Raw genomic sequence first — 16,908 nt, 5'->3', positions numbered from 1 at the left:
CTCCCTTTTTTTGGTTTCATCCATTTTCAGGTCTTCCGTCTCCGGTCTCCGGTCTTTCAAATTCATAATAAGAATGGTCCTTCTGAGGCAAAGAACTTTGTCCTTGGAGAAACCTGTCCACGTGATAGGCAGCTTCCCGGCCTTCGGAAATAGCCCAGACCACCAGGGATTGGCCTTTTCTCATATCTCCGGCCAGAAATACTTTTTCATGACTGCTTTGATAATTCTGGGAATTTGGCAGGCCGTTTTCCAAAAAATCCACTCCAAAGGACTCCAACAACCCGTCCTTTTTCGGACCTGAATAACCGATAGCAAGAAAAGCCAAATCACAAGGAATAACTTTTTCTGTGCCTTTTACCTCTTCAAAGCCAAAAGAACCGTCATCTTTTTCTTTCCACTCAATTTCCACTACTTCTAGTCCATTGACTTTTCCCATCTCACCTTCCAAAAACCGCTTTGTCAGCACCGACCACACCCGCTCGGCGCCTTCCTCGTGCGAACTGGAGGTGCGTAGTGTCATAGGCCATTCAGGCCATGGGTTGCTTTGGGTACGTTGCTGTGGAGGCCTCGGTAAGAGTTCTAGCTGGGTGACCGATGCCGCCCCGTGTCGTCTGGAAGTGCCTATGCAATCACTGCCGGTATCCCCGCCTCCAATCACGAGAACATGTTTGTCTTTTGCAGAGATGTGATGCGAATTCACCTCTCCATTTATCACTCGGTTTTGCTGGCCCAGAAACTCCATGGCAAAGTGGACGCCTTGGAGGTCATGGCCGGGTATATTCAAAGCTCTTGGTTCCTCTGCGCCAGTGGCCAAAACTACCGCTTGGAAATTCTGTAAAATATTCTCCGCTTTGATATTAAAACCCACTTCCACATTGGTGGTGAAAGTGACACCTTCCTCACTCATAATTTTTATCCGTCGGTCGATGACCCACTTTTCCATCTTAAAATCAGGAATGCCATAACGCAAAAGCCCTCCGACTTTTGCGTTTTTCTCGAAAACCGTCACCTCATGCCCCGCTTTGTTAAGCTGGTCGGCGGCTGCTAGGCCTGCGGGTCCGGACCCAATTACGGCCACATGCTTTTTGGTTCTATTGACCGGAGGGTTAGGCTTGGCCAACCCGAGTTCATAGGCTTTCTCAGCAATACTTTTCTCTATCAGTTCTATGGTCACCGGGTCTTTATTTATCCCCAGCACGCAACTCGACTCACAGGGTGCAGGGCAAATTCTGCCGGTAAATTCCGGAAAATTGTTTGTACTTTTCAGAATGTCAAAAGCTTCCGCCCATCTCTGCTGGTAAACTGCCTCATTGAAATCGGGAATTACATTACCCAGCGGACAGCCTTGGTGACAAAATGGGATCCCACAGTCCATGCATCGCGCGGCTTGCTGATTGAGCTTTTGCTCATCCAAGGGTTGGTAAATTTCCTGATAATCGTTTACTCTTTCTGATACCGGCCTGGTTTGCGGCAGTTCTCTTTTATATTTGATAAATCCTTCTTTCTCTCCCATTTTAAGCTACGGTTTGATTGATCTCACTTCGCTCTTGAAGCACTCGCTTATAATCTCTTGGAAACACTTTTATGAATTGGTTTTTTACTATATCCCAATCTTCCAGCAGTTTGGAAGCGACGGTGCTTCCTGTAAGTTCAGCGTGTTTCTGGATTTGATAATAAATTTCCTGATGGTCTTCCTCATACAAGGGATCCAAATCCACCATTTCAGGGTTGACCAGTTTTTTGAAATCTTGGTAGATATAGGCTACCCCTCCGCTCATTCCTGCTGCGAAATTCCTTCCTATTTCTCCCAAAATCAGCACCTGTCCCCCAGTCATATACTCACAACCATGGTCACCGATTCCTTCCACTACTGCCTTCACCCCTGAGTTTCTCACGCAAAATCGCTCTCCAGCTTTTCCGTTGATGTAGGCTGAGCCTGAGGTGGCACCATAAAAGGCCACATTGCCGATGATGATATTGTCTTCAGGTGAAAAAGTTGCATTTCTGTCGGGATAGACGATCAGTTTTCCTCCTGAAAGACCTTTTCCAAAGTAATCATTAGCCTCACCCTCCAGTTTGAAAGTTGCCCCTTTGGTCAAAAAGCCTCCGAATGTTTGTCCGGCGGAACCCCTGAAGTCAAACTCAATAGTATCTTCCTCAAGTCCTTTGCTGCCATAAATCTTCGAAATCTCATTGCTTAGCATAGCCCCAACGGTCCGGTCCACGTTGTTAATGGAAAATTCACCTTGGACTTTACCTCCTTGCTCCAAAGCAAGCTTGGCGGCTTCGATGAGCCTTCTGTCAAGCACCTTTTTCAGTTTAAAATCTTGGTCTATTTGCTTAAATATACCCACATGTTCCGGCACTACTACTTTGTGGAAAATCGGACTGAGGTCCACCGTGTCCCATTTCCAATGTCCATGGATGGGGGCTGCCTTGAGGATATTACTTTGGCCGACCATTTCTTCCACGGATCTGAAACCCAGATCAGCCATGATTTCCCTAAGGTCCTCTGCCAGGAATCTAAAATAGTTGACCACATGGTCAGCGTTGCCAGTGAAGAGCTTTCTTAATTCTGGGTTTTGGGTGGCTATGCCCACAGGACAGGTGTTCAGGTGGCATTTTCTCATCATGATGCAACCTTCCACTACAAGTGCGACAGTAGAGATGCCCCATTCCTCTGCACCTAAAAGTGTGGCAATAGCCAGATCCCTTCCAGTCCTGATTTGTCCGTCCGTTTGGAGGACCACTCTGTTCCGTAAGTTGTTTTTTACCAAGGTCTGATGGGCTTCCGATAAACCTAATTCCCAAGGGAGGCCGGCATGTCGGATAGAGCTCAGCGGGGAAGCGCCCGTGCCTCCATCGGCTCCAGAAATGAGAATCACATCGGCATTGGCCTTGGAAACGCCGGCTGCGACCGTTCCCACACCAGCTTGTGCAACAAGCTTTACATTGATTCTGGCTTTTCGATTGGCATTTTTCAGATCATAAATGAGCTGCGCCAAATCCTCAATCGAATAAATATCGTGATGGGGTGGAGGTGAAATCAATCCCACACCCGGAGTGGAATGCCGAACTCGCCCAATCCACTCATCCACCTTATGTCCAGGTAGTTGCCCGCCTTCTCCCGGTTTGGCGCCTTGGGCCATTTTGATTTGAAGCTCCTCGGCATTGGTGAGGTAATTGCTGGTGACTCCAAACCTTCCCGAAGCCACCTGTTTGATGGCAGACCGCTCCCAGTCACCATTTTCATTTCTTTCAAACCTGATTTCATCTTCTCCCCCTTCACCGCTGTTGCTTTTTCCGCCTATGCGGTTCATGGCAATGGAAAGCGTGGAGTGAGCCTCATGACTTATCGACCCGAAGGACATAGCTCCTGTGGCAAATCGCTTAAAGATATTTTCAGCCGGCTCCACCTCGTCAAGTGGTAGGGAGGGGCATTTCTTAAACTCAAATAGTCCCCTGAGCGTAAGAGCCGCCTTGCTTTGGTCGTTTATTTTTTCCGCAAACTTCTTATAAAGTTGGTAATCATTGTTGCGGGTTGATTTTTGGAGCAAATGGATGGTTTCAGGGTTGAAAAGATGTTTTTCACCCTTTCTTTTCCATTGGTAAACTCCGCCTGCTTCTAACAAAGGCATATCGGTAAGGTAAGCTGCAGAATGCTTAATCAGCACCTCCTGCGCCAATTGGTCAAAAGAAATACCACTGATACGGCTGAGGGTTCCCTTAAAGCATTTTTCAATTACTTCAGGCCCGAGCCCCAAAGCCTCGAAAATCTGGGCTCCTTGATAGGATTGCAAAGTACTGATGCCCATTTTGGAAAGGATTTTCAATAATCCCTTTCCAATGGCATATTGATAATTATCGAATAGCTTTTCCTGAGATAGTCCATTATCAATCATCCCGGAGTTTTTCAATTCAAGTATGGATTCCAAAGCCAAATAGGGGTTGATCGCACTTGCTCCATATCCTATCACGGTAGCAAAGTGATGGGTTTCCAAAATATCCGCTGCCTCCACCAAGATGCCTGCCTTGGTTCTGATTTTTTTGCCGACGAGGTAATGATGCACCGCACCGGTAGCAATCAGTGAGGGAATTGGTGCCTGAGTCGGATTTGCATCCCGGTCTGATAGGATCAGGATATTGCAGCCATCCTCTAAAATCGCTTTTTCAGCCATCTTGCAGATTTCATCCAGTGCTTTTAATAAACGGTCCGGCTGATGGTCTGCTGGAAATATTATGGGTAAGGTTGCTGCTTTGTAACCATCCAGGTTTTTGATCTTTTCAAGGTCCTCATTAAGTAGTACCGGCTGGCTGATATGGATTTGCTTGGTGTGTTCAGCGCTTTCCTCGAGTATGTTGTAGCTTTCTCCCAATCGGGTGAAAAGCGACATAACCAATCGCTCTCTAATAGGATCGATAGGGGGATTGCTTACCTGGGCAAATAGCTGCTTGAAATAATTGCTGATATGCTGACTCTGGGTGGAAAGCACCGCCAAGGGGGTGTCGGCACCCATTGAACCCAAAGGTTCTTGTCCGTTTTGGGCCATGGGAGTAAGAAGAATCTTGATATCCTCTTCTGTATAGCCAAACAGCTTTTGACGGGTCTTCAAGTTTTTCAAGCTGTATGGATACGTTAACCTCTCCGGGTTAGGTCGCAACCTCAATTTGACCCTTTCCTTACTTATCCATTTGCCATAAGGCTGCTGGGAACTCACCCGTTGTTTTATTTCCTGATCAAATCTGACTTTATTTTCTTCTAAATCCACCCAGATCATCCTTCCAGGACTTACCCGGCCTGTTTCTTTGATGGTAGCCGGCCGGATTGGAAGTGCACCAGCCTCTGATGAAAAGATTATCCGCTCGTCAGTGGTGACAAAATAGCGAAGGGGGCGGAGTCCGTTTCTGTCCAAAGTAGCACCCATGGACTTGCCATCGGAAAAAATCAATGCCGCCGGACCATCCCAAGGCTCCATCAGTGAAGCGTGGAATTTGTAAAAATCCTTTCGGTTTTTATCCATCGTCTTGTTGTCCTGCCAAGCTTCTGGTACCAGCATCATCATCACATGGGGAAGCTGTCGACCACTTAGGGTAAGCAACTCTACCATGGCGTCAAGATTGGCGGAATCCGAATAGGCATTGCTGGTAACCGGCATCAGCATATTTATTTCCTTCTCGGTGAAATTGGCAGACTTCATCAGGTATTCTTTGGACCTCATTTTATTGAGGTTACCCCGGATGGTGTTGATTTCTCCATTGTGGGAAATGCAGCGGAAGGGTTGGGCCAGGCGCCAATTGGGAAAAGTATTGGTCGAAAACCTGGAATGAACGATGGCTAAGGCCGAGCTGATTTTTTTGTTCTGCAGGTCTTTGTAAAAGGGAAGCACTTGGTCGGTCCTCAACTGGCCTTTGTAGATAACAGTCCGGCAACTGAAACTGGAGAAATAAAATCCTTTATTGACTCCTGGAACAAGTTTATTGATTTGGTGGCTGGCATAATTTCTCAGCACATAGAGTTTTCTTTCCAATTCAATACCGTGGAGCTTATCCTTATGTTGAACAAAAACCTGTTCGATTGTAGGCATTACCTCTAAAGCGCCCGAACCGGGGACGGTGATGTCTACTGGTACCTCCCTATAGCCCAAAAGCTCAAAACCCAACTCTTCGATAATCTTATTGAGCAGTCTTTTGGACTTTTTATGTATCTGGGGGTTACTTGGGAAAAAAACCATGCCCAAGCCATAATAACCAGCCTCGGGCAGGCTGATTTGGCTGATTGGTAATACGGTCCTTAAAAAGTCATCCGGGATCTGGATCAAAATTCCCGCCCCATCACCGGTCTTGGGGTCACTACCTCTGCCTCCCCGATGCTCCATGTTGGACAGCATGAGCAAGGCATCGCTGATGGTTTCATGGCTTTTCTTATTCTGGATACTTGCCACGGCGCCAATACCACAGGCATCGTGCTCCATGGATGGCACATACATTCCTTGGTTCATTATCAAAATAGCTAAATAGGTTTGAATCGAATTATAAAAATTACAAAAAATATTCTATAATCTGAAATCTATGATGATATAATGGATGGTTAGGTGGCGAATAGTAATGAAAAGAATGTTTTCTTTGAATATTTGAAAATTAATTTGGGTTACTTTCTATAAAGTAATGTCAAAAAATAACCGGTGACTTTTATCACCGGCTGTTTATCAATCTTCGTTGGAATTGTAATTATCGATTTCCTCTTTTTGGGGTAAAATATGCACTTTGACTTTCTTGATTTTTCGGGTATCCACTGCCATGATGGTAAACAAGAAGCGGTCATATTTAATTTTGGCTCCACCTTTAGGGAGTTTGGAGTTGATTTCCAGCAGAAGTCCTCCAAGGGATTCGCTGTCCCCTTTCACCTCATCAAAAACTTGTGGATCGAGATCAAGCTTTTTGCAGAAGTCATGCAATGATATCTTTCCCTCAAAGATGAAAGTACGGTCATCGAGCTGTTTGAAAAAGATGTCATCTGTATCGTCAAATTCATCGTTTATCTCACCAATGATTTCCTCAATTAGGTCTTCCAAGGTCACAAGTCCAGATGTCCCCCCGTATTCATCTACAACGATTGCCATGTGGACTCTTTTTCTCTGAAAGTCTTTGAGCAGGGTGTCCACTTTTTTGTTTTCCGGTATAAACATCCCCTTTCGGATAAGGTCTTGCCACTTGAAGTGCTCATCTTTATCAATATAATTGAGCAGATCCTTTATATAAAGTATGCCCTGAATGCTATCAATTGTATCTTCATAAACGGGAATCCTAGAATATCCGCTTTTGTTGATCTTATCCATAAGTTCATGGAAGTTCATTTCCACATCCACGGCGGTGATATCCATTCGGGACTGCATGACCTGTCTTACCGACAGGGTACTGAAATTGACAATACCTTTGAGGAAATCTTTCTCTTCAGAAGTTGTGTCATGACTGGTGATTTCGAGGGCCTTGTGTAATTCATCAACCGATAATGTGTAGCCTTTTTTCTCAATTCTATTTTCTATCACATTACTCAAGGCCATCAGCGTAACCGAAAGCGGATTAAGCAATGTGGAGAAAAAGCCAATCGTGGAGGCCATCACTTTGGCAAAAGGGATTCGGGCTTTGTTGGCGTAAACCTTTGGTACAATCTCTCCAAAGAAAACGATGGCGAAAGTCACTCCTACAGTCTGGAAAAAAATCACTATTGCAGAAGTAACTGAGGTACCCATAATCGACCACGTAATGAAGGTAGTCAACATGACGATGCCAATATTAATGAGGTTGTTAAGGATTAGAATGGTGCTGAGAAGTTTCTGGGGCGTTTCTACCAGTTTGATAACCTTGTTGGACCGCTCATCATTTTCATCGTTGAGCTGGCTCAAGTCATCATGGGATAAGGAGAAATAGGCCACCTCTGAGCCAGAAATCAGAGCGGAAAAAACCAGCAGGAGGATAAAAATAATGGTGTTTACCACAATATAACCGGCTGAAGCCTGAAAGGCCTCAGCCAGCAATAAAATACTCGGATAGGGGTCGTCGTCCATTAAATTTTTCTAATCTTTTTACAAAATTAAGGATTAAAAAATGAATAACCCATTTTAGAACGGTAGATCATCATTGTCATTGTCGTCCATGCTGCTGGAACTGCTCGGCATGGAGGCCGTTTGAGCGGGTTGCTGATTCATGGTGTTCGGGTTTTGGCTTGGTGCTCCACCGCCTTGGCCGTCATTTCTGCTGCCTAACATGGTGAAACTTAATACCCTTATTTTGGTTCTTTTGCGATTTTGTCCCTGATCATCCTGCCAGGTGTCACTTTTAATTTTGCCCTCTACGTAAAGCTGGCTGCCTTTTCTGAGGTATTGCTCGGCAATTTTGGCTTGCCCGTCCCAAAGCTCAAGATCGTGCCATTCGGTGTTATCCACGCGATTGCCCATTTTATCCTTATAGGATTCTGTTGTTGCCAATCTGAGGTTGGCTACCACTTTGTCACCTTCTAAGTGCTTTACTTCAGGGTCTGCACCCAAGTTACCTACCAAGATGACTTTGTTTACTCCTGCCATTAGTTTTAGTGTTTATATGATGAACAAAAAGTTTTTCTTCAATTTAATCAAATATTCTGATCGTTCAAATAGTTTACGATCAGTTTGGGCTTGCCTAATTCTTCCACCTGATTAGCGGTAAGAAGCTTCCAACCATGTTTTTGTCCCAAATTCTTCAATTGAGAAAGGAATTTACTGTGGACTTTTACCTCTACAAAGGTTGAAAAAATTCTTTGATGGGAAAGAATATGCCGGTATTTGATTTGGGGCTCATAATGAACCGAAGCACTTATTTCCTCTAGGGCAGGGTAATATTTTGAGTTAGTAAGTTCAAATTTATCCAGCTCCTCGATTTCCTCAAGGGGAAAATCATGGAGACCTTCCCAGATATCTTGTCCGCCTCTTTTTTTCATCATGAGGTTGTCGCCACAGGAAATAGCGAAATACACGAAATTTCTGGTCCTCACCTTCACTTTTCCTTTCTTGACAGGTAGCTCACCAATGAGGTTGTTTTGATAGGCCACACAGCTTTCTTGAAGAGGACAGCTTTCACAATCGGGACTTTTCGGAGTACATTGCAGCGCTCCAAACTCCATGATGGCTTGGTTAAATTCATCTGGCTGGTCTGCTGGGATGAGCTCATTGGCCAGTTTTTCGAATTCTTTTTTCCCCTTCGGAGAAGAAATATCCTCACTTATACCAAAATATCGGGCAAGGACGCGAAAGACATTACCATCCACCACAGCCACTTTTTCTTTATAGGCAAAGGAAGCAATTGCTGCAGCAGTATAACTGCCGACTCCTTTCAGTTTAAGTAACTCCTTATATGATGTTGGAAAAGTTCTGCCGAATTCTTCGCTGACTTGCTTGGCGCAATGGTGCAGGTTTCTCGCGCGGCTATAGTAGCCCAATCCCTGCCAAAGCCGGAGCACATCATCTAATGGAGCAGCGGCTAAATCTTGTACGGCGGGATATTTTTGGAGAAAATTCTCAAAATAAGGGAGACCCTGAGCCACACGGGTTTGCTGAAGTATTATTTCTGAAAGCCAAATGATGTATGGATTTTGGGTGTTCCTCCAAGGTAGATCCCGCTTGTTTAGGGGGTACCATTGCAGAAGCTCCCTAGTGAAATGCTTGAAATTCAAAACTTTTGAAAATTTAGAGAATGACTTTACGTTAAACAAATGACGCTAATTTTCCTCAATTTGTTTTTATATTGTAATCATTGGTATAAATTTGCATTCCCAAAATGAGTTGGTTAATAGGTTATTAGCTTATTAGATAATACTTAATTTAAATTAAACAGAAGGTGACTAAAGCAGAGGTAATCACAAAGATTTCGGATAAGACCGGAATCCAGAAGGACGATGTGACTCAAACGATTGAGGCATTTTTCAAAGTAGTAAAAGACTCCATGTCAGAAGGAGAGAACATTTATGTCAGAGGTTTTGGAAGCTTTATCAATAAGAAAAGAGCTAAGAAAATCGCACGTAACATCTCCAAGAACACGGCTATTGTAATCGACGAGCATTATGTGCCGGCTTTTAAGCCATCCAAGGTGTTTATTGACAAAATCAAGAACAGCAAACAAGTAAAAGAATTGGCTCCTCAGGAATAGGACGCCGAAAGTGATTTTGTGGCCATCTCACCCATGGCCACATTTTCTTTATTCTCCCCACATTCATGAAAAAATCGCAAATCATCGTATTAACAGCTGGAGTTGCATTAGTGGCCGGTCTGTACACCTTGCCCAGAGTGGTAGTGGACAGCGCCGATGAAGGCCAGCCTGTGGAGAACACCGCAGCCGCCGAAGCGCCTGTTGCCGAGGATATGCATGACCCAAATGCCAAAGCTGTCGACTACGATCAGGTGGCGGAATTAAGGGCAAAAATGGATGCTGAGGAAAATAAAGAAAATTTTGCTATCTTTGCAGATTCTATTGGCTCACTTTATGCAAATTCGGGAAAATACGACAGTGCGGCATATTATTATGCGCAAGCTGCCGACAATGTTCCTGCATCGGCAAGGTGGGAAAAAGCCGGAAACGCCTATTATGAGGCATACGGTTTTGCCATGAACCAGGAAAAGATCAACTCCCTAGCTGGAAAAACTCAGGAATACCTTAATAAGGTCCTTGAGCAGCATCCAGAAAGGTTGGATCTGAAAACCAAAGTTGCGATGACTTATGTGACATCGGAAAATCCCATGCAGGCGATAGGCATGCTTAGGGATATTTTGGAACAGGATCCCCAAAACGAGTCGGCTCTTTTCAACATGGGTGTGCTGTCTATGCAGTCCGGCCAATACAAAAGAGCAGCTGAACGATTTGAGGATTTGGTCAGTTATCATCCTGAGCATATTCAGGGGCAGTTTTACCTAGGGGTAAGCTACTTTGAATCAAAGCAGAAAAACAGAGCGAAAAAACAATTTGAGTTAGTGAAAAACATGACCCAGGATCCTATGATCCTTAATAGTGTGGAAAACTACTTGGATAGAATATAATTGTTACACTTAAAATCAACAAGACTATGCCTTGCGGTAAAAAAAGAAAGAGACATAAGATCGCTACGCACAAGCGTAAGAAAAGACTTAGAAAAAACAGACACAAGAAGAAGTAGTAACTACTTCTTCTTTTTGAGTTTTTAAACCAAACGTTCATTAACATAAGAAAGGAGACACGATTTGAGTACGGAATTATTAATCGATTCTGCTCAAAACGGTAGTCGAATAGCCCTTTTAAAGAACAAGAGCTTGGTGGAGCTTCACACAGAGGAAGACGACTCCAAGTTTAAGGTTGGTGATATTTATCTGGGCACTGTGCGTAAAATTGTCAGTGGGCTGAATGCAGCTTTTATTGACGTAGGATACGAAAAAGATGCCTTCTTGCATTACCAGGATCTTGGCCCTCAGGTCAAGAGCCTGAGCAAGTACATCAAAATGGTGCGGAATAATAACTACACTAGCTATAATTTAAAAGGGTTTGATCCAGAACCTGAAATAGAAAAGCTGGGAAAAATTTCCCAAGTCCTTTCTAAAAACAATCAAATTTTAGTTCAGGTTGTGAAGGAACCGATCTCAACGAAAGGTCCACGACTATCCTGTGAGCTCTCCTTAGCCGGTCGCTATCTCGTATTGGTGCCTTTTTCCAATTCAGTCAACGTTTCCAAAAAGATCCGAAGTGCTGAAGAGAGAAGAAGACTTGCCAGATTGATCACGTCCATCAAACCTGCCAACTTCGGAGTAATTATCCGCACGGTGGCAGAAGGCCAGTCGGTAACCGAACTGGACAAGGATCTGAGAAACCTGCTCACCAGTTGGGAGGAAGGCATGGCCAAACTGGCCAAAGCCAAGCCCAGAGACAAGGTAATAGGAGAAATGAGTATGGCATCCTCTATCATAAGGGACCTGCTCAACGAATCATTCGACGCAATCACGGTGGAGGATGAGGTAATTTATGATCAGATAAGGTCTTATATCAGATCTATCGCCCCTGAAAAGGAAAAAATTGTTAAGCTTTACAACGGAAAAGCTAAGCTCTTTGAAAGTTTTGGAATTGAAAAGCAAATCAAAAGTCTTTTCGGACAATCTGTAAGTTTACCCCAAGGGGGCTATGTTATCATAGAACATACAGAAGCCCTGCACGTCATTGACGTGAATAGTGGTAACAAGTCCAATCAAGAAAGCGACCAGGAAACTACAGCATTTAAAACCAACCTGGTAGCTGCCAAAGAAATTGCCAGACAACTTCGCCTCCGAGATATGGGAGGGATCATCGTCATTGACTTTATAGATATGAAAAAGGCCGACCATAAAAAGGCAATCTATGAAGCCATGAAGGAAGAAATGAAGTCTGACAGGTCAAAAAACACCGTCCTACCCCTTACTAAGTTTGGTCTTTTACAGATTACTAGACAACGGGTGAGACCTGAAATGAACATTGTGACTAAGGAAACATGTCCATCCTGTAATGGCACCGGTAAGATCCAAGCCTCCATATTGGTGGCGGACAAACTGGAGAAAGATCTTGATTACATGATTTCAAACCAAAACCATCCAGATATCAAAATAGGCTTGCACCCCTATTTGTACGCTTACTTTACAAATGGTATCGCGTCTAAGAGGGTCAAGTGGTTTTTTAAATATTTCAAATGGGTGAAATTGATCAGAGATTCCTCACTACCAGTGACGGAGTACAAATTCCTGGATGAAGCAGGAGATGCAATAGAACTTCAAGTAAAAAGCGAGATCGAATAGGTCTCGCTTTTTTTGTTAATGAGGGGTGGGCCACTAAGGCGCTAAGGCGCGAGGTTTATAAAAACCTAGCTCTTATCGTGGGCATTTTTTCTGCATCCATCGTTTGAAATTTCATGTCCCAATAAAATCCTCAAACCCCGCTCGGTTTATTAAGGCAGTGGTATGCTCTGGATAGGCTTGAAGAAAAGAAGCCGGAAATCTTGCTTTTTTTTCCTTCCATTTGAATTCAAACGCATGTAAGACACCATCTGACTCTTCAATGTAGTCAATTTCGGCTCTGTCATGAGTTCGCCAAAAGTAGGTGTTTACATGCCTTCCGTTATATGCATTGTTTTTTAACCTTTCCGAAATCAAAAAATTCTCCCATAGCGCACCCTTGTCCTGCCGCATCTCGGGAATGGAGAAATTGCTGATTAGGACATTCCTGATACCGTTATCGTAAAAATAATATTTTTTGCCTTTCTTGATTTCATTTCTCAAGTTACGGTTGAATGCAGGTAGTTTGTAGATGACAAAGGCCTTCTCAAGCAGATCAAGGTACTTTTCCACCGTGGCCGTATCAATGTTTCCAATGGTTTGGGACAATTCATAATGACTGACCTCGCTTCCTACCTGAAAAGCCAATGCCCGCAACAGTTTTTCGAGAAGGCTGGGCTTTCTTATGCTTTCCATTTGCAATACATCCTTGTAAAGATAACTCTGTGCTATCTCTACCAGTATTTCCTTTTCATTTCCAGGATTATTGACCACTTCTGGGTAAAGCCCATATACTAGACGAGTATCAAGGAGCCTTTTTGCTTCCAATAAAGATGTATCATCCACCGTTTCCTGATAACTAATGGGGAACAAATGAAAGGTTCTCTTTCTTCCCGTTAAAGGCTCAGCTGTATTATTCTGAAGCTCAAAAGCAGAAGATCCGGTAGCAATGATTTGGACCTCTGGTTTGGTGTCAAAAATCAGCTTGAGCTTTTTACCTATTTCGGGAATCTGCTGGGCCTCATCTATTATGACCAATTGGTTTTTGGGGCCTATAAGTTGTATCAGTTGCGAACTGGTATCTGCAGTAGAAAATGCTTCTAAAACATCCGCCTCATCTGCATTTAACCATGTGTATGGCATACCTAATTGCTTCACCACCTCCCTGAGCAGCGTAGTTTTTCCTACTTGCCTTGCTCCTATTAAAATTATCACCTTGTTTTTGAAGCAAGCGTTGATAGGCCTAATATTTATAATGTAATCCAATTATTAGGCCTAAAATTTCAATTGCACTCTAAAAAATACGCCTTATATTTAGAACGTATTCTAAAGATTTGGCATATATTGCAAAAATGTAAATCTTTAAAACCCTGTCCTTCCAGGAGATTCCACTGTTCCAGTTAGTCAATACACCCATTTCAACCTGAATAAAATAGTAAGGAAAGGAATCTAGTGGGGCGGAAATTTGAAAATTTTAGACTCCATGGATGGAAACCTTGAATTGATATAGTTCTCTATTGTTGTTTTAAACCCTTCAGCCTCCAAAGCCTCCACCAAGGTGTGCCTGGACTGTCGTGGTGCTCGTAATGGTAGCCAAAAAAATAGCAGCTCAGAAATCCCCAAACATGATTGCCTTCCATCGTTCCAGATCTATGCTTATTGTCGTGCTCACCCTTATGGGGAACATAGGTGCCAAAGTAAAACAGCTGGAAGGTTGATAGAATAGCGGGGAGCATCCAGAATAGAACCAGGTTTTCTACCGGGAAAAATAACTTGAGTATATTGAAGCTGATGGCCATTAGCAATATCTGCCAGACATTCACATAGGTGGTGATAAATGAAAGATACCAGCGCCAGAAATTTCCTGAGGAGTGAAAATCCGGATCATGATCTGTGGCTACATGCTTGTGATGATCATGATGCTTGGGGTATAATCTGTAATAAAAGTTGAAGCTGAAAAGAAGGGCTGAAATGAATCCGATACCGTGGTTAAGCTTTTTTTTACTGCTCACTACGCCATGCATTGCATCATGGGCGGTGATGAATAAGCCAGTATAAAGATGCATTTGAACTAATATTGCCAAATACACTAATGGGTTCGTATAGTTTATTTCAATATTCAGCAAGAACGCAAGAGAAAGTGCCCACAACCCTATTATGGATAGTGCGATAAGGGTGCCGGTGGGATCTACTTTTTTGCGCTCATGGGTTTTCATGACTAAAAGGTAAGAAGTTTTTCCCTTACATTCTCCATCAGCCACATAGGAGTAGAGGTTGCTCCACAGATGCCTACAGATTGATTCTCCGCAAACCAATTGGAATCCAACTGATTAATATTCGATATAAAGTGGGTGTTTGGATTGGTGTTTTTGCATACCTGATACAGTACCTTCCCGTTTGAGGATTTGGTACCGCTTACAAAGACGATTTGATCAAATTTTTTGGAATACTCTCGAAGTTCCTTATCTCTATTTGATACCTGCCGGCAGATGGTGTCATTGAAGTTGACTTGAATGCCACTCTCCTGAAGCATTTTTTGGATTTCGTAAAACTTGTCCGTGCTCTTGGTGGTCTGGCTATACAGGGTAATGCTTTTTGGTAGAGTCGAAATATCGAGTTCATCCACATCCTGGAAAACTACCGCCTCATTGGAAGTTTGACCTAAAAGCCCTTCGATTTCTGCATGGCCCGGTTTTCCGTAAATGTAAATCTTTTCGGCTTTGTCAAATGAGTTTTTTACCCGGTTTTGTAACTTGAGAACTACCGGACAGCTGGCGTCAATCAAAGTCAAGTTGTTGTTCAAGGCAAGTTTATAGGTGGATGGGGGCTCCCCATGTGCCCTAATCAACACCTTTTCATTTTGTAAGTCTTTCAACTTCTCATGGGTAATGATTTTAAGTCCCTTTTTTTCGAGCCTGTTCACCTCCTCATCGTTGTGTACAATGTCTCCAAGACAGAAAAGGTAATCCTCTTCCTCTAAGATTGCTTCTGCCATTTCGATGGCGTAAACCACCCCGAAGCAAAATCCTGAATGCTTGTCTATATCTACTTTAAGATTTAACATACAAATTTTCATTAATTACAGGGTGATTAACTTTTTTAAGAAGCATCTCATAAATTGATATGTTCATTAACAAGAGACTCATAGAATAAACGGTGTCTTCCAGAGGGATGGTTCCCAATCTAATACCCAGATTTTCGGCATTGTTATACCACACTATAGGTTCTTCAATCCAAGAGCCTGTCAATATTCCATTGACAATTAGGAATGGAACCAGATGAACCAAATAGGCCAGGTAAAATCTTCCTAAATGCTTGGTTCCAAAGACACCAAGATGGGCTGTCAACACAGCTGCAGCAAACAGGAAATTCAATCCAGTGTACCATTTATCCAGGTTCCAAAAACCAACCAAGATGAATACAGCTATCAGAGTAAGGGTTAATGGCTGACTGAAATTTTTAAAATAGTCTTTTGGTACAAAATAATTGAGTACCTCATAGATAAAGATGCAAGCAAATGGAACAGTGAAGAAGAACATCCATTCCTCTAGGGGGAGGGAAAATATGAACACGTCCAGTAAATAGGTAGAGTTAAATCCCCAAACGCCTATTTCGGTAAAGAAGTGGTCCCATATAATGAAGACGGCTGCTGTGAGCCCCATCGCTGGAAATAATGCTTTCCACTTCTTGGCATAATTGATCCTCGGCTCGAAGGAGCGGATCAGCGGAACAGAAATTGTCAGCAGATTGATGATTAGATATAGGTATTTTTCCATTATTCAAGTCCTAATTTGGTACCGAAATATGTACCGACCAATAATGATAATTTTCGGGAATTAGGAATTCTTACCCGTGTAGAGGAAATCGTCTCTGGACTGCAGTCCCTAATCTTGTTGAAAAGGGAACGGTAATATTTATATGCCAGGTAAACTCCAGTTCTCGCTCCTTCAGGGAGCTTTTTGATGCCTATCAAAGCCTCTTGGAAATCCTTTTCAATATCCTCTTCTATCTGGCTTTTGGCCATTTCGTTAAATTTACTGTAGTCAAGTCCAGGGAAATAAACTCTGCCCCTTTCTTCGTAATCACTTTTCATGTCTCGCAGGAAGTTTACCTTTTGAAAGGCTGCTCCAAGTTTACATGCCTGTGCTTTTAGCTCTTCATATTGCTTGGGGTTGTCTTTGCAAAACACTTTCAGGCACATTAGCCCTACCACTTCTGCGGATCCGTAAATATATTCTTCGTAGGTAGCCTTATCATACACCAAATCTTCAAGGTCCATAGCCATACTCTTCAAAAAGGCCTCAATAAGATCCAAACCTATATTATACTTGTGTACCACGATTTGAAAGGCGTGCAATACTGGATTAAAACTTATTTGTTCATCTATGGCTTTATAGGTTTCCGCTTTGAAAGCCTCCAGTAATTTTCTTCTGTCTTTATCGTGAAAAGTATCTACAATCTCATCAGCAAATCGAACAAAACCATAAATACCATAAATGGGCTCATGGTAAGTTTTGTCAAGTGATTTTATCCCTAAAGAAAAAGATGTACTGTACCTCTGGGTAATCAATTTGCTGCATTCTAAAGAAGTAGTATCAAAGAGTTTAATCGCATCCAT

Annotated in this window: 13 protein-coding genes; 3 read left to right on the top strand and 10 right to left on the bottom strand. The window is 43.0% G+C overall.

The window, feature by feature from the left end; translation table 11 throughout:
* Positions 1-16: 16 nt before the first annotated feature.
* The 5 genes from FPL27_RS00405 to mutY all read right to left on the bottom strand — a co-directional run bounded on the left by FPL27_RS00405 (position 17) and on the right by mutY (position 9,244).
* On the bottom strand, positions 17-1,513 hold the full coding sequence (locus FPL27_RS00405; RefSeq protein ID WP_143959199.1) for a glutamate synthase subunit beta: 1,497 nt from the start codon (positions 1,511-1,513) through the stop codon (positions 17-19).
* A 1-nt stretch (position 1,514) separates the two neighbouring features.
* The gene (gene gltB / locus FPL27_RS00400; RefSeq protein WP_143959198.1) at positions 1,515-5,999 is read right to left on the bottom strand and encodes a glutamate synthase large subunit; all 4,485 of its coding nucleotides are present in this window, start codon (positions 5,997-5,999) and stop codon (positions 1,515-1,517) included.
* 207 nt (positions 6,000-6,206) lie between these two features.
* A complete protein-coding gene (gene gldE / locus FPL27_RS00395; RefSeq protein ID WP_143959197.1) occupies positions 6,207-7,565 on the bottom strand; it encodes a gliding motility-associated protein GldE in 1,359 nt (452 codons plus the stop codon).
* A 54-nt stretch (positions 7,566-7,619) separates the two neighbouring features.
* On the bottom strand, positions 7,620-8,081 hold the full coding sequence (locus FPL27_RS00390; RefSeq protein WP_143959196.1) for a single-stranded DNA-binding protein: 462 nt from the start codon (positions 8,079-8,081) through the stop codon (positions 7,620-7,622).
* 47 nt (positions 8,082-8,128) lie between these two features.
* Complete coding sequence (mutY, locus tag FPL27_RS00385) at positions 8,129-9,244, bottom strand: A/G-specific adenine glycosylase (protein ID WP_235893348.1); 1,116 nt, start codon at positions 9,242-9,244, stop codon at positions 8,129-8,131.
* 125 nt (positions 9,245-9,369) lie between these two features.
* Between mutY and FPL27_RS00380 the strand changes: the two genes are divergently transcribed.
* From FPL27_RS00380 to FPL27_RS00370, 3 genes are all read left to right on the top strand, one after another.
* Entirely contained in the window at positions 9,370-9,678 is a 309-nt protein-coding gene (locus tag FPL27_RS00380) for an HU family DNA-binding protein (protein ID WP_143959194.1), read from the top strand.
* 65 nt (positions 9,679-9,743) lie between these two features.
* Complete coding sequence (locus FPL27_RS00375; protein ID WP_143959193.1) at positions 9,744-10,562, top strand: tetratricopeptide repeat protein; 819 nt, start codon at positions 9,744-9,746, stop codon at positions 10,560-10,562.
* Between the two features lie 180 nt (positions 10,563-10,742).
* Positions 10,743-12,314 carry an Rne/Rng family ribonuclease gene (locus FPL27_RS00370; RefSeq protein ID WP_143959192.1) on the top strand — a complete coding sequence of 524 codons (1,572 nt, stop codon included), beginning with the start codon at positions 10,743-10,745 and terminating at the stop codon, positions 12,312-12,314.
* A 111-nt stretch (positions 12,315-12,425) separates the two neighbouring features.
* Here FPL27_RS00370 and FPL27_RS00365 read toward each other — a convergent pair whose 3' ends face one another.
* The 5 genes from FPL27_RS00365 to FPL27_RS00345 all read right to left on the bottom strand — a co-directional run bounded on the left by FPL27_RS00365 (position 12,426) and on the right by FPL27_RS00345 (position 16,908).
* Positions 12,426-13,505, bottom strand: coding sequence for an ATP-binding protein (locus FPL27_RS00365; RefSeq protein WP_235893347.1), 1,080 nt, complete (start codon positions 13,503-13,505; stop codon positions 12,426-12,428).
* Positions 13,506-13,804: 299 nt separating this feature from the next.
* On the bottom strand, positions 13,805-14,506 hold the full coding sequence (locus tag FPL27_RS00360; RefSeq protein ID WP_143959190.1) for a fatty acid desaturase: 702 nt from the start codon (positions 14,504-14,506) through the stop codon (positions 13,805-13,807).
* Positions 14,507-14,508: 2 nt separating this feature from the next.
* Positions 14,509-15,354: a 4-hydroxy-3-methylbut-2-enyl diphosphate reductase gene (locus FPL27_RS00355; protein WP_143959189.1), complete on the bottom strand. Its 846-nt coding sequence runs from the start codon at positions 15,352-15,354 to the stop codon at positions 14,509-14,511.
* Entirely contained in the window at positions 15,341-16,066 is a 726-nt protein-coding gene (locus FPL27_RS00350) for a lycopene cyclase domain-containing protein (RefSeq protein ID WP_143959188.1), read from the bottom strand. The genes FPL27_RS00355 and FPL27_RS00350 overlap by 14 nt, the downstream gene beginning before the upstream one ends.
* Complete coding sequence (locus FPL27_RS00345; protein WP_143959187.1) at positions 16,066-16,908, bottom strand: phytoene/squalene synthase family protein; 843 nt, start codon at positions 16,906-16,908, stop codon at positions 16,066-16,068. Before FPL27_RS00345 ends, FPL27_RS00350 begins: the two co-directional genes overlap by 1 nt.

This window comes from Litoribacter populi (assembly GCF_007483685.1).
Taxonomy (GTDB): Bacteria; Bacteroidota; Bacteroidia; order Cytophagales; family Cyclobacteriaceae; genus Litoribacter; species Litoribacter populi.
This window is presented reverse-complemented; position numbering and strand designations above follow the sequence as displayed.

Bases quoted from the DNA above. Each gene is read 5' to 3' on its own strand.
- FPL27_RS00350 (WP_143959188.1), bottom strand. From the start codon at position 16,066: ATGGAAAAATACCTATATCTAATCATCAATCTGCTGACAATTTCTGTT.
- FPL27_RS00360 (WP_143959190.1), bottom strand. From the start codon at position 14,506: ATGAAAACCCATGAGCGCAAAAAAGTAGATCCCACCGGCACCCTTATC.
- FPL27_RS00375 (WP_143959193.1), top strand. From the start codon at position 9,744: ATGAAAAAATCGCAAATCATCGTATTAACAGCTGGAGTTGCATTAGTG.
- FPL27_RS00405 (WP_143959199.1), bottom strand. From the start codon at position 1,513: ATGGGAGAGAAAGAAGGATTTATCAAATATAAAAGAGAACTGCCGCAA.
- gldE (WP_143959197.1), bottom strand. From the start codon at position 7,565: ATGGACGACGACCCCTATCCGAGTATTTTATTGCTGGCTGAGGCCTTT.
- FPL27_RS00390 (WP_143959196.1), bottom strand. From the start codon at position 8,081: ATGGCAGGAGTAAACAAAGTCATCTTGGTAGGTAACTTGGGTGCAGAC.
- FPL27_RS00355 (WP_143959189.1), bottom strand. From the start codon at position 15,354: ATGTTAAATCTTAAAGTAGATATAGACAAGCATTCAGGATTTTGCTTC.
- FPL27_RS00345 (WP_143959187.1), bottom strand. From the start codon at position 16,908: ATGGATGCGATTAAACTCTTTGATACTACTTCTTTAGAATGCAGCAAA.
- gltB (WP_143959198.1), bottom strand. From the start codon at position 5,999: ATGAACCAAGGAATGTATGTGCCATCCATGGAGCACGATGCCTGTGGT.